This is a genomic window from Leifsonia naganoensis (assembly GCF_013410615.1).
Taxonomy (GTDB): Bacteria; Actinomycetota; Actinomycetes; order Actinomycetales; family Microbacteriaceae; genus Leifsonia; species Leifsonia aquatica.
Window position 1 is genome coordinate 1,652,935 of record NZ_JACCHJ010000001.1, and the last position, 12,958, is coordinate 1,665,892.

Consider the following 12,958-nt stretch of genomic DNA (forward strand, 5'->3'; position numbering starts at 1 on the left):
GAGCCACTCGCCCGGGCACCCGGGGCATCGAACGATCGAAGGAGAACACACATGGCTGAGCGGATCATCACCGTCGGATCGACCCACGGACTGCACGCCCGACCGGCGAAACTCTTCGTCGAGGCGGTCAAGAGCTCCGGCGCCGCGGTGAAGCTGTCGAAGGAGGGCGGCAAGACCGTCGACGCCGGCAGCATCCTCGGCGTGATCTCGCTGGGCATCGACCACGGCGACAAGATCGTCCTCACCACCGACGCGGCGGACGCGGACGCGGTGCTCGACGACCTCGCCGACATCCTGACCACCGACCACGACGCCTGATCATGGCCGAGACGACCACTCAGCTCACCGGCGCCGGCATCGGCCAGGGCGTCGCCCTCGGCCGGGTGCTCCGCATGTCCGACCCGCTCCCCGAGCCCGCCGAGACGCCCAGCACCCGCACCCCCGACGAAGAGAAGGCGCGCGTCGCCGAGGCGGTCGCGGCCGTCGCGGACGACCTGCGGTCCCGCGCGGCGAAGGTCACCGGCGTCGCTGCGGACGTGCTGGAGGCGCAGTCGATGATGGCGGAGGACTCCACCCTCGCCGACGACGTCGCCACCCGGATCGACGGCGGCACGACCGCCGAGCGCGCCGTGTTCGAGGGCTTCGCGGTGTTCCGCGACATGCTCATCGACCTGGGCGGCTACATGGGCGAGCGCGCCACCGACCTCGACGACGTCGCCCAGCGCGTCATCGCCGCTCTCGCCGGTCGTCCCGCTCCCGGGGTTCCGGAGTCCGACGAGCCGTACGTGCTCGTCGCGCACGACCTCGCCCCGGCCGACACCGCCCTGCTCGACCTGACCAAGGTCCTCGGCCTCGTCACGCGCGAGGGAGGCCCGACCTCCCACACCGCGATCCTCGCCCGGGAGAAGGCGATCGTCGCCATCGTCGGCGTGGCCGGTGCGGATTCGCTCGCCGACGGCACCGAGGTCATCGTGGATGCGGCCTCCGGCACGGTCACGGTCGCCCCGGCCGACGACCAGCGCGCCGACGCGCAGCACCGCATCGAGGAGCGTGCGGCCGCCCTGGCCGGCGGTCTCGAGCCCGGCGCCCTCGCCGACGGCACGCCCATCCCCCTGCTCGCCAACCTGGGCTCGGCCGATGGCACCCAGAAGGCCCTCGACGCCGGAGCCGAAGGCGTCGGGCTGTTCCGCACCGAGTTCCTCTTCCTCGACCAGCGCATGGCCCCGACGGTGGAGCAGCAGCGCGAGCACTACATCGCGCTCCTCTCCGCCTTCCCCGGCAAGAAGGTCGTCGTGCGCGTGCTCGACGCCGGCGCCGACAAGCCGCTCGCCTTCCTGAACGACGCCCACGAGGACAACCCGGCGCTCGGCCTGCGCGGCCTGCGCGCACTGCGGGCCAACGAGGACCTCCTCCGCGAGCAGCTCACCGCCCTCGCCGAGGCGGACGCCGCCACCGAGGCCGACCTCTGGGTCATGGCGCCGATGGTGTCGACCGTCGAGGAGACGCGCTACTTCGTCGAGCTGGCGACCGAGTACGGACTGAAGACCGTCGGCGTCATGGTGGAGGTCCCCTCCGCCGCCCTGCTCGCCGACCGCGTGCTGCAGACGGCCGCGTTCGCCTCCATCGGCACGAACGACCTCACCCAGTACACGCTCGCCGCCGACCGCCTCCTCGGCTCGGTCGCCGGCTTCCAGGACCCGTGGCACCCCGCCGTCCTCCGCCTCATCGGCGAGGTCGGCGCTGCGGGCGCTGCCCACGGCAAGCCGGTCGGCATCTGCGGCGAGGCCGCGGCCGACCCCCTGCTGGCGGTCGTGCTCGTCGGCCTCGGCGCCACCACGCTCTCGATGTCGCCGGCGGCGCTCGCCGACGTGCGGCTCTCCCTCACCCGCTACACCCTCGACCAGGCACGAGCCCTGGCCGAGGTCGCCCTGGCCGCCGACGGCGCGGCCGAAGCCCGGGACGCGGTCCGTGCGGCCGCGACCCCACCCCCTCAGTGATCCACCTCACCGTGATCCCCGACAGAAACGAGGCCCCATCATGACATCGGCGACAGCGACGACGCCGAAGAAGCCCGGAGGCGCACGCGTCCACGTGCAGCGCTTCGGGACCTTCCTCTCGAACATGGTCATGCCGAACATCCCCGCGTTCATCGCGTGGGGGTTCATCACGGCGCTGTTCATCGCGACCGGCTGGTTGCAGAACACCGGCTGGGACATCAACGGCATCCTCGGCGGCTTCGGGGACCAGGCGAAGATCGGCTGGCAGGGCGCGGCGACGGTGCTCGCGCAGGACGGCGACGGCCGCACCTTCCAGCAGTACGTCGGCCTCGTGGGCCCGATGATCACCTACCTGCTGCCCCTGCTCATCGCGAACACCGGCGGCCGGATGGTCTACGGCGTCCGCGGCGGCGTGGTCGGCTCGATCGCCACCATGGGCGTCATCGTCGGCTCGACCATCCCGATGTTCATCGGCGCCATGATCCTCGGCCCCCTCGCCGCGTGGATCATGAAGAAGGTCGACGGGATCTGGGACGGCAAGATCAAGGCCGGCTTCGAGATGCTGGTCAACAACTTCTCGGCGGGCATCGTCGGCATGCTGCTCTCGATCGGCGCCTTCTTCGGCATCGCGCCGATCGTCGAATGGCTGAGCTCCGTGCTCGGCGGCGCGGTCAACTGGCTGGTGTCGGCGCACCTCCTGCCGCTCGCCAGCATCCTGATCGAGCCGGGCAAGGTGCTGTTCCTCAACAACGCCATCAACCACGGCGTGCTCACCCCGCTCGGCATCGAGCAGGCGCAGCAGACCGGAAAGTCGATCCTGTTCCTGCTGGAGGCGAACCCCGGCCCCGGCTTCGGCATCCTGATCGCCTACTCGATCTTCGGTCTCGGCATCGCCCGTGCGAGCGCCCCGGGCGCCGCGCTGATCCAGTTCGTCGGCGGCATCCACGAGATCTACTTCCCGTACGTGCTCATGAAGCCGATGATCATCATCGCGGCGATCCTCGGCGGCATGACCGGCATCGCGATCAACGTCACCTTCAGCTCGGGCCTGCGCGCCCCGGCCTCCCCGGGATCGATCATCGCGGTCCTGCTGCAGACCCCGGCGGACAGCTTCGTCGGCGTCATCCTGTCGGTGGTCGGCGCCGCGGCCGTGTCGTTCATCGTCGCGTCGATCATCCTGCGGGCCAGCCGCAAGCGCGACCTCGCCGCCGGCAACGCGGGCGACCTCTCGGCCGCCGTCGCACAGACCGAGGCCAACAAGGGCAAGTCGTCCAGCGTCCTCGGCGGCCTCGTGGACGAGGCCGAGCACGACGCCGGCGACGCCCAGGGGGACGGCACCGATCGACTGGTGCGCAACATCGTGTTCGCGTGCGACGCTGGGATGGGCTCGAGCGCGATGGGCGCGTCCGTGCTGCGCAACAAGATCAAGAAGGCGGGCGTCGAGGGCGTCACGGTGACCAACCAGGCCATCGCGAACCTCGACGGCACGGCCGATCTCGTCATCACGCAGCGCGAGCTGACCGACCGCGCGAAGGGCCAGTCCCCGGACTCGGTCCACGTGTCCGTCGACAACTTCATGAACAGCCCGCGGTACGACGAGGTCGTGGACCTCGTCGCCAAGCAGGCCCAAGCAGCACCGGAGGACGCCAACAAATGACCGACACGATTCTCGACCGGGCGAACGTCGTGGCCGCGGGTTCCGCGACCACGCGGGAGGACGCGATCCGCGAGGCGGGCGCGCTGCTGGTGAACGCCGGCGCCGTCCTCCCCGGCTACGTCGACTCGATGCAGGACCGCGAGAACACGGTCTCCACCTTCATGGGGAACGGGCTCGCCATCCCGCACGGCACCAACGAGTCCAAGGACGAGATCACCCGCTCGGCGCTCTCCTTCATCCGCTACTCCTCGCCGCTCGACTGGGGCGGCGAGGAGGTGCGGTTCGTCGTGGGCATCGCCGGGCAGAACAACGAGCACCTCGAGATCCTGTCCAAGATCGCCATCCTCTTCTCGGAGGAGGACGACGTGCAGAAGCTCATCGACGCCCCGGACGCGGACGCCCTGTTCGCGCTCCTCGGCGACGTGAACGAGTGAGGTGACCGAACGCATGAAGGCCGTCCATTTCGGTGCGGGCAACATCGGCCGCGGCTTCGTGGGGCTCCTGCTCCACGAAGCCGGGTACGAGGTCGTGTTCGCCGACGTCAACGCCGAGCTGATCGACGCGCTGGCCGCCGCCGACTCGTACGACGTGCACCTCGTCGGCGAGGAGTCGGAGACCAAGACGGTCACCGGGTTCCGCGCCATCAACAGCGCGACCGACGAGGAGGCGCTGGTCGCCGAGATCGCGACGGCCGACATCGTCACGACCGCCGTCGGCCCGCGCATCCTGCGCTTCGTCGCGCCGGTGATCGCGAAGGGCCTCGCCGCCCGCGCGGACGACGCACCCCGCCTCGCCGTGATGGCATGCGAGAACGCGATCGGCGCGACCGATCTGCTGGCCGCCGAGCTGATGGACGGCCTGCCGGACGACGAGACCCGGGAGGCGCTGGGCGCCAAGGCGGTCTTCGCCGACACCGCGGTCGACCGGATCGTGCCCGCGCAGGCCCCCGGGTCGGGCGTGGACGTGACCGTCGAGACGTTCTACGAGTGGGTCGTCGACCGCAGCCCGTTCGCCGGGCACGAGCCCGTCATCCCGGGCGCGCACTTCGTCGACTCGCTGGCGCCGTACATCGAGCGCAAGCTCTTCACGGTGAACACCGGCCACGCGACCGTGGCGTACACCGGCTTCCTGCAGGGCGCGAAGACCATCAGTGAGGCCATCGCGATCCCGCTCGTGCGCGAGGCCGCCGAGGACGCGCTGCGCGAGACGTCGGCGGCGCTCGTCGCCAAGCACGGGCTGGACGAGGACGAGATGGCCGCGTACCGCGCGAAGATCCTCGACCGCTTCACGAATCCGCACCTGGTGGACGAGGTGACCCGCGTCGGCCGCGAGCCGCTGCGCAAGCTCGGCCGCAACGACCGGTTCATCGGGCCGGCCATCGACCACGTCGCCTACGTCGGCTCCGTGCCGCAGGCGTTGCTGGCAGCGGTCGGCGCGGCGCTCCGCTTCGACGTGCCGGAGGACACCCAGAGCGTGGAGCTGCGGCGCCTGCTCGAGGAGGCCACCCCGGAGGACATCGTCACCGAGATCACCGGGGTCGTGCCGGGCGAGGCCCTCTACGAGCCGCTCGTCGCGGTCGTGCGCGAGGTGCAGGGCTGAGCTCGGCTCCTCTGCTCAGCGCGGCTGCAGCGTCGTGGTCGGGTCGAAGCACCACGCGAGCATCGACGGCCACTCGCCGTAGCCCGCGCTGAGCTCCAGGTGGCCGCCGCCGGGGATGATCTGGACCGGGATGCCCAGCGGCGCACCGTAGGCGGCCTGGGCACCCTCGGGGCAGTACGGGTCGTCGTCCGAGGCGACGATGGTCGTCGCGTACGCCGGCCGGGCCGGGTCGGGCGACGCGAAGGCTGCGATCTCGGGGATGCCGACCACGACCTCCCGCGACGGCGGAGCGACGAGCATGACGCGGTCCACCACCGTGTCGAGCGGGCGCGCGCCGAGCCAGAGCAGGCAGGCGAGGCTGTGGCAGATCACGGTGACCTCGGCGCCGTCGGCCGCCGCGGCGCGCAGCGACTGCGCCACCGCATCCCGCCACGCCGGGACGGACGGCGCCGACGCGCTCGGCAGCTGCGGGTACTCCACCCGCTCGCCGCGCGAACGCAGCGCCGTGGCCAGCTCGTGCTGCCAGTGCCCGGGCGGTCGGTGGTTGTCCCAGCCGTGCAGGATCAGGAAGCTGCGCATGCCGTCGAGCGTAGCGCGCGGCCCGGGCGGGCCTCGGTGCGCTCCCCGTCGGCGATGACCGCCTCACCCGCGACGAATACCCACGGGATGCCGGCCGCCTGCCGCCGGGGCTCGGCGAAGGACGCGCGGTCCGCGACGGTCGCCGGGTCGAAGAGCACGAGGTCGGCGACCATCCCGGGAGCGATGCGACCGCGGTCGGTGAGTCCGAGCAGGGCCGCCGGGCGAGCGGAGAGGTGCACGATCGCGTCCTCGAGGCGCAGCACGCCCTCCCCGCGCACGTAGTGGCCGAGAAAGCGCGGGAAGGTGCCCCAGGCGCGGGGATGCGGCTTGTCGCCGACGAGGATGCCGTCGCTGCCGCCCGTGTGCCGCGGGTGCGCCATCATCGTGCGCACGTTGGCCTCGTCGCCGACGTGCTGCAGGATGCCGGTACCGAGCCGGTCGGCCACCAGCAGCTCGAGGGCGACCGTGGAGGCGGGCCGACCCGTCTCAGCGGCGAGGGCGGCGACGGTGCGCCCGACCCGGCCGGAGAGTGCGGGATCGCGCACGCCGGAGATCTCGATGGTCCCCCACTCCACGGGGACGCCGTGGCAGCCGTCGGTGCCGACGACGTCGAGCTCGTACGCGATGCGCGCCCGGGAGGCGGGGTCGCGCAGGCGGCCGAGTGTGGCGGCAGGGCCGCCGGCCGCGGCCCACGACGGCAGCAGGGCGGCGAGCGTCGTCGAGCCCGGGAGGTACGGGTAGGTGTCGAAGGTGAGGTCGACACCGGAGGCTAGAGCCGCATCCAGCAGCGCCACCAGTTCGCCCGCGCGCCCGCGGTTGACGCCGAAGTTCATCGTGGCGTGCGCGAGATGCAGGGCGACCCCGGACCGACGGGCCACCTCGACCATCTCGGCGTACGCCTCCAGCGCCCCGGCGCCGTAGGAGCGCTGGTGCGGCACGTAGACACCGCCGTGGCGCGCGACCACCTCGCAGAGGGCGACGAGCTCATCCGTCCCGGCGAACATCCCGGGCACGTAGGTGAGGCCGGACGACATCCCGAACGCGCCGTCCCGCATCCCGCGGTCGACGAGGGCGCGCATCGCCGCGATCTCCGCGTCGGTGGCGGGGCGGTCGGCGGCACCGACGACGTCCAGCCGCACGGTGCCCTGCGGGACGAGCGCGGCGACGTTGGCGGCCGGGCGTGCGGCATCGACGGCCGCGAGGTAGTCGCCGACGGTCTCCCAGCCGAGGGCGAGGCCGGCCGGCACGCCGTTCCAGCCCGCGAGCTGCTCGCGGAGCACCTCGATCGCGGCGGGCGTCGCGGGAGCGTACGAGAGTCCGTCCTGACCGACGACCTCGGTGGTCACCCCCTGCGAGACCTTCGCCAGGTGGACCGGGTCGGTGAGCACCGCGAGGTCGGAGTGGGCGTGCATGTCGATGAAACCGGGAGCGACGGCGAGGCCGTCGGCGTCGACGACCCGTGCGTCGGGTGCGTCGATCCGGCCGCCGACCCGCTGGATCCGTCCCTCGGCGAGCAGCACATCCCCGGTCCGCCCCGGCCGTCCGGTGCCGTCGAGCACCAGCGCTCCGCGGAGGAGCGTCGGCGCCGGCCCGGTCATGCGCCCGTCGCGGCGGCGCCGAACTCGCGCGCGCGCTCGGTCACGGCGGCCCAGGAGGCGGCGGCGATGTCAGCCGCGCTCACCACGCTCGAACCGGCGGTCACCGCGAGGGCGCCCGCTTCCATCCACGCGCGCGCGTTGCCGGCGTCGAGGCCGCCGGACGGCACGAACGCGGTGCCGGTGAACGGCCCGCCGAGATCGCGCAGGTAGCGCGGGCCGACGAGCGAGGCCGGGAAGACCTTCACGGCGGCGGCGCCCAGCTCGACCGCGCGCATCACCTCGGTGGGGCTGAGCGCGCCGAGCAGGATGGGGACGCCCGCCTCCCGTGCGACGGCCGCCGCGCTCTCGCTGAGCCCGGGCGTCACCAGGAAGCGCGCACCCGCGGCGATGGCCGCCTCGGCGGTGCGCGCGTCGGTCACCGTGCCGGCCCCGACGAGGGCGTCGTGCTCCCCCGCGACCGCCTCGGCGATCACGTCTTCGACGCCGGGAGTCGTGAAGGTGAACTCGACCGTGCGGATGCCGCCCGCGGCCAGCGCACGGCAGAGCCCGACGGGGTCGTCGATGCGGGGCGCGCGCACGACGGCGAGCGCGCGGTCGTGGCGGAGGGTGTCGAGGAGCATCCGGGGTCCGTTCAGCCGAAGGCGGTCTCGAGCAAGCCGGTGACGTGCGGCTCGGCGGCGAGCGCGTCGTCGACGACGGCGAGCGCGCGCCACTTGTCGAAGGTCGTGCAGGGGTGCGAGAGGCCGAAGCGGATCACGTCGCCGACCTCGACGCGGGCGTGGGAAGGCAGCCGCACGAAGGTGTGCTGGTCGTTCATCGCGGTGACGACGGCGCCGTCGAGCGGGATGCCGCTCGCGGCCCCCAGCGCCCGGATCGCCTGCGGGACGGGCATCCCCTCGTCGTAGGGGAAGTCGCGCTTGCCCGCGTCGACCAGCGCGAGACCGGGCTCCGGGCGCGAGACGACCGTCGCCCAGCCGTGGATGGCGGAGCGGAACGCGTCTCCGCCCACCCGGCCGAGCGGGGTGATGACGCTGTAGAAGCCGTCGTCGTGGGTGATGTACGCGCCGGAGCGCAGCAGCACGTCGACCACGCGACCACGGGTGCCGTCGAGATCCCGGCGCGGAGCGAGCACCTCGGCGACGACGTCGAAGTAGGCGCTCCCTCCGGCCGTGATGATCGCCGGCGCAGCGGCGGCGTACAGGCCCTCGGCTTCGAAGCCGTCGTGCAGTTCGCTGAGCGACTGGAGGTAGCCGCGCACGGTCGCCAGCGACTCCGGGCGGGCGTCGTGCGCGAGCGCGCCCTCGTAGCCCGCGACCCCGGCCAGCCGCAGCACGGGCGACGCGGCGACGGCGCGTGCGATCGCGACCGCCTCGTCCGCCGTTCGCGCACCGGTGCGGCCGCCGGGAGCGCCCAGCTCGACGAGCACGGCGAGCGGCTCCGGGAGGTCGAGGTCGGTGAGCGCCTCCGTCATGATCTCGACGCCCCGCAGGGAGTCGGCCCAGACGGTCAGCCGGTCGGTGTCGGGAGCGAGGGCTCGCAGCGCCGCAGGCTGCACGAGCGCGTTCGCGAGCAGCACCCGCGGGATGCCCCAGCCGAGCGCGACGGAGGCCTGCCACGGCGTCGCCACCGTGATGCCCCAGGCGCCCGCGTCGAGCTGGCGCTGCCAGAGCTCCCGGCTCATCGTGGTCTTGCCGTGCGGCGCGAGGCCGACGCCCGCGGTGCGGCACCATTCCGCCATCGTCGCGAGGTTGTGCGCGACCGCGCTCTCGCTGAGAGTGACGAGCGGGGTCGGGAAGTCGCGGAGCGCGGCGCGCGCGTCGCTGAGCGCGGCGACATCGGTGGCGGCGTAGCCGAGGGGTACGGCCTTGTACTCTCTCACGTCGGTCCTCCGGGATGGGGCGTGGATGCGGGTGGACTGAACGACTGCGTTGCGTATTTTGCAACGCGCGTTGCAGTGTGTGCTCGTTCTGTTCTAGCATGCCTCTGGGCGTCCGCCAAGACCGGCGCGAGCCACGATCAGATCCGCCGAGTGTCACCGAGAGCCACCGCAGAGAGGAGGGGCAATGCCGTCCCCCCTGCTCGTCACCCTCGGCGAGGCCATGGTCGTGCTCTACCCCGAGGCGCACCGCCCGCTCGCCGAGGCGACGGCCTTCGGCTCCGACGTGGGCGGCGCCGAGTTCAACGTCGCCACCTCCCTCGCCCGGCTCGGCCTGCCGACCGCGTGGATCTCCCGCCTCGGCGCGGACGGCTTCGGCGAGCGCATCCTGCGCGTCGCCGCGGACGCCGGCCTCGACACGCGGGCCGTCGAGCTCGACGAGCAGCGCCCGACGGGCCTCTACGTCAAGGAGTCCACGCCCGGCGCCGACGGCGTCGCGACCCGGATGCACTACTACCGCCGCGACTCCGCCGCGTCCGCCCTCGGGCTGGAGCAGTTGCACGCCGCCCCGGCCGCCGCCCTGCTGCGCCGCGCCTCCCACCTCCACACCAGCGGCATCACCGCGGCACTCTCGCCGAGCGCCGCGGAGGTGACCGCCGGGCTCCGGGAGGTCGTCGGCCCGGAGACGCTCATCAGCGTGGACCTCAACTTCCGTCCCCGGCTCTGGCACGACCGCGACACCGCGCCGCTCGACGCCCTCGTCGCCCAAGCCGACCTGCTCTTCGCCGGCCACGACGAGGCGCAGGCCCACTTCGGCCACACCGAACCCGCGCGCCTGTTCGCCGCCTACCCGCACCTCGACGCGGTGGTGCTCAAGGAGGACGCGCACCGCGCCTCCGTGCACCGCCGCGACGGCCACGCGACGCACGTGCCCTGCCTGACCGTGGAGGTCGTGGAGCCGGTCGGCGCGGGCGATGCGTTCGCGGCCGGGTTCCTCGCCGGCCTCGCCGAGGGACGCGACGACGCGGCCTCCCTGCGCCTCGGGCACGCCCTCGCTGCGCTGACCCTGATCGGCCACGGCGACCGACCGCTCACGGTGCCGACCGCGGCCGAGCGCGAGACGATCGCCGCGGCCGGCGACGAGTGGGCCGGGTGGCGCGTGCATCCCGGCGAGATTCCCTGGAGGTCCGCATGAGTCAGTCCCTCGCCCGTGCGCTCGACGTGCTCGACCTCGTCTCCCGCGGCATCGCGACGCTCGACGCCCTGGCCGAGGAGGTCGGGGTGCACAAGACGACGGTCCTCCGCCTCCTCCAGACCCTGGAGCAGCGCGGCTTCGTCGGGCGAGACAGCTCCCACCGCTACCACCTCGGCCCCGCGGTCTTCGCCCTCGCCGAGAGCGCGCTCGACGCCCGCGACGTGCGCACCGCCGCGGCCCCCGCGCTGCGCGAGCTAGCCGCCGAAACCGGTCAGACCGTGCACCTGGCGACCTACCAGGACGGCGTCGTCACCTACATCGACAAGGTGGAGTCGCGGCAGCCGCTGCGCATGTACTCCCGCGTCGGCCTCCCCGCCGCCCTGCACGCGACCGCCGTCGGCAAGGTGCTGCTGGGCGCGCTGGATGCCGCGGAGCTCGATCGCGTCGTCTCCGCCGTGCCGTTCGAGCGCTACACCGAGCGCACCATCGCCAGCGTCCCCGAGCTCGTGGCCGAGGTGCGCCGGAGCGCCGACCGCGGCTGGGCCGAGGACCACGAGGAGCACGAGACGTTCATGAACTGCGTCGGCGCCCCGGTCTTCGGGGCCGACGGGCGCATCGCGGCGGCCGTCTCGGTCTCGGTGCCGAACGTCGTGCTGCCCTACGAGGGTGTGCTCGGCCTCCTCCCGTCGCTGCTCGCGGCGACCGCGCGCATCTCCGCCGAGCTGGGGGCGCCCGCCTCCAGCATCCCGACCGCCACCCTGCCGGGCGCGAGCGCGCCCGCCGCACCGAAAGGCTCCGCATGACCGACCGCATCGCCGTCTCCACCACCGACGCGCCCGCGCCCGCCCACACCTTCTCGCAGGGCGTCCGCCGCGGACCGTTCCTCCAGGTCTCCGGCCAGGGGCCCGTGGACCCCGCCACCAACGAGTACCTGCACCCGGGCGACGTGAAGGCGCAGACCATCCGCACCCTCCAGAACGTGGAGGCCATCCTCGCCGCCGGGGGCGCGACTTTCGACGACGTGATGATGCTGCGCGTCTACCTCACCACCCGCGACGACTTCGGCCTCATGAACGAGGCGTACGGCGAGTTCGTCGGCGCGCGCGTCGCGTCGGGCGTGCTCCCGGCCCGCACCACGGTCTTCACCGGCCTGCCGCGCGAGGAGATGCTCGTCGAGATCGACGCCCTCGCCGTCCTGGCCTGATACGCCGCCCCTCGCCTCCGCAGATTTGTGCCGAATGTCGTGAAAGGGCGCCGCTAACACCGCATTTGGTCCAAATCTGGGGGTGGGGGACCCGGCCTGCGCGCTCCCTGTGGCGCACGGAGCCACGGGGTGTACGTTGCGCTTGTGAGCCGAATCGTGTCGGTGGCGCCGGTGCTCCCGGCCCGCAGCTACCCCCAGCAGGAGATCACGACCGCGCTTCTGGGGATGATCACACCGGACCCGAAGCGCCAGGCCGTGATGCGCCGCATCCACGCCTCCAGCGGGGTCGAGACGCGCAGTCTGGTCATGCCGCTGGAGCGGTACAGCTCGATCGCGTCGTTCCAGGAGTCGAACGACTTCTTCATCGCCGAGGGCACGACCCTGGCCGAGCGCGCCATCACCGGGGCGCTCGCGTCGGCCGGGCTCGAACCGGCCGACGTCGACTTCCTGCTCTTCACCTCGGTGACCGGCATCGCCGCCCCGTCGATCGACGCGCAGCTCGTCGCGCGGCTGGGGCTGCGCCCCGACGTCAAGCGGCTGCCGAGCTTCGGTCTCGGCTGCGTCGCCGGCGCCGCGGGCATCGCCCGGGTGCACGACTATCTGGCCGGTCATCCCGGGGAGGTCGCCGTGCTGCTGTCGGTGGAGCTCTGCTCTCTCACGGTGCAGGCCAGCGACGACTCGATGGCGAACATCGTCGCCAGCGGCCTCTTCGGCGACGGCGCCGCGGCGGTCGTGATGGTCGGCGACGAGCGGGCCGAGGCCCTGGGACTCCCGGGCCCCGAGGTCGTCGACACCCGCAGCCACATCTACCCCGACACCGCCGACGTCATCGGCTGGGACATCGGCGGCACCGGCTTCCGCATCGTCTTGAGCGCGGGCGTGCCCGACGTGATCGAGCGCAACTTCGCGGGGGACGCCCGCGGGATCCTCGCGGCGCACGGCCTCGAGGTCTCCGACGTCGGGGCGTGGGCCGCGCATCCCGGCGGCCCGAAGGTGCTGGAGGCGTTCGCGCAAGCGCTCGACCTGCCCGAAGGAGCCCTGGATGCGAGCTGGCGGTCGCTGGCCCGTGTCGGCAACCTGTCGTCGGCCGCCGTGCTCCACGTGCTCGCCGAGCAGTTGGACGCCCACGAACCCGGCACGGTCGGCCTGCTCTTCGCCCTCGGCCCCGGCGTGACGAGCGAGCTCGTGCTGCTGCGTTGGGCGGCCGGTGCTGCGCAGGCCCCCGCGGCGATCGGCGCGGCCGCGTGATCTGG

Annotated in this window: 13 protein-coding genes; 9 read left to right on the plus strand and 4 right to left on the minus strand. The window is 73.0% G+C overall.

Annotation, left to right across the window (positions count from 1 at the left end; translation table 11 throughout):
- Nucleotides 1-51 precede the first annotated feature (51 nt).
- From HNR14_RS07885 to HNR14_RS07905, 5 genes are read left to right on the plus strand one after another with little or no spacing between them, the layout of a single operon-like run.
- Nucleotides 52-318, plus strand: a complete 267-nt coding sequence (locus tag HNR14_RS07885; RefSeq protein ID WP_021764792.1) for an HPr family phosphocarrier protein — start codon at nucleotides 52-54, stop codon at nucleotides 316-318.
- 2 nt (nucleotides 319-320) lie between these two features.
- The gene (gene ptsP, locus HNR14_RS07890) at nucleotides 321-1,997 is read left to right on the plus strand and encodes a phosphoenolpyruvate--protein phosphotransferase (protein ID WP_179700611.1); all 1,677 of its coding nucleotides are present in this window, start codon (nucleotides 321-323) and stop codon (nucleotides 1,995-1,997) included.
- A 40-nt stretch (nucleotides 1,998-2,037) separates the two neighbouring features.
- A complete protein-coding gene (locus tag HNR14_RS07895; protein ID WP_179700612.1) occupies nucleotides 2,038-3,654 on the plus strand; it encodes a PTS mannitol transporter subunit IIBC in 1,617 nt (538 codons plus the stop codon).
- A complete protein-coding gene (locus HNR14_RS07900) occupies nucleotides 3,651-4,088 on the plus strand; it encodes a PTS mannitol transporter subunit IIA (protein ID WP_021763896.1) in 438 nt (145 codons plus the stop codon). The genes HNR14_RS07895 and HNR14_RS07900 overlap by 4 nt, the downstream gene beginning before the upstream one ends.
- 13 nt (nucleotides 4,089-4,101) lie before the next feature.
- Nucleotides 4,102-5,253 carry a mannitol-1-phosphate 5-dehydrogenase gene (locus HNR14_RS07905; protein ID WP_179702584.1) on the plus strand — a complete coding sequence of 384 codons (1,152 nt, stop codon included), beginning with the start codon at nucleotides 4,102-4,104 and terminating at the stop codon, nucleotides 5,251-5,253.
- Nucleotides 5,254-5,268: 15 nt separating this feature from the next.
- Here the strand turns inward: HNR14_RS07905 and HNR14_RS07910 are convergent, their stop codons facing one another.
- Genes HNR14_RS07910 through HNR14_RS21340 form a run of 4 tightly spaced genes read right to left on the minus strand, consistent with a single transcriptional unit; the run spans nucleotide 5,269 to nucleotide 9,309 of the window.
- Nucleotides 5,269-5,832, minus strand: coding sequence for an RBBP9/YdeN family alpha/beta hydrolase (locus HNR14_RS07910; protein WP_179700613.1), 564 nt, complete (start codon nucleotides 5,830-5,832; stop codon nucleotides 5,269-5,271).
- On the minus strand, nucleotides 5,817-7,430 hold the full coding sequence (locus HNR14_RS07915) for an N-acyl-D-amino-acid deacylase family protein (protein WP_179700614.1): 1,614 nt from the start codon (nucleotides 7,428-7,430) through the stop codon (nucleotides 5,817-5,819). Before HNR14_RS07915 ends, HNR14_RS07910 begins: the two co-directional genes overlap by 16 nt.
- Nucleotides 7,427-8,050, minus strand: a complete 624-nt coding sequence (locus HNR14_RS07920; RefSeq protein WP_179700615.1) for a bifunctional 4-hydroxy-2-oxoglutarate aldolase/2-dehydro-3-deoxy-phosphogluconate aldolase — start codon at nucleotides 8,048-8,050, stop codon at nucleotides 7,427-7,429. Before HNR14_RS07920 ends, HNR14_RS07915 begins: the two co-directional genes overlap by 4 nt.
- An 11-nt stretch (nucleotides 8,051-8,061) precedes the next feature.
- Entirely contained in the window at nucleotides 8,062-9,309 is a 1,248-nt protein-coding gene (locus HNR14_RS21340; protein WP_179700616.1) for an alanine racemase, read from the minus strand.
- Nucleotides 9,310-9,493: 184 nt separating this feature from the next.
- Here HNR14_RS21340 and HNR14_RS07930 point away from each other — a divergent pair, with 184 nt between their 5' ends.
- From HNR14_RS07930 to HNR14_RS07945, 4 genes are all read left to right on the plus strand, one after another.
- On the plus strand, nucleotides 9,494-10,501 hold the full coding sequence (locus HNR14_RS07930) for a sugar kinase (RefSeq protein ID WP_179700617.1): 1,008 nt from the start codon (nucleotides 9,494-9,496) through the stop codon (nucleotides 10,499-10,501).
- Nucleotides 10,498-11,304 (plus strand): IclR family transcriptional regulator, encoded by an 807-nt coding sequence (locus tag HNR14_RS07935; RefSeq protein WP_179700618.1) that lies wholly within the window; start codon nucleotides 10,498-10,500, stop codon nucleotides 11,302-11,304. The genes HNR14_RS07930 and HNR14_RS07935 overlap by 4 nt, the downstream gene beginning before the upstream one ends.
- The gene (locus tag HNR14_RS07940; protein WP_179700619.1) at nucleotides 11,301-11,705 is read left to right on the plus strand and encodes a RidA family protein; all 405 of its coding nucleotides are present in this window, start codon (nucleotides 11,301-11,303) and stop codon (nucleotides 11,703-11,705) included. Before HNR14_RS07935 ends, HNR14_RS07940 begins: the two co-directional genes overlap by 4 nt.
- Nucleotides 11,706-11,849: 144 nt before the next feature.
- Nucleotides 11,850-12,953 (plus strand): 3-oxoacyl-[acyl-carrier-protein] synthase III C-terminal domain-containing protein, encoded by a 1,104-nt coding sequence (locus HNR14_RS07945; protein WP_179700620.1) that lies wholly within the window; start codon nucleotides 11,850-11,852, stop codon nucleotides 12,951-12,953.
- The last annotated feature ends 5 nt before the right edge of the window (nucleotides 12,954-12,958 follow it).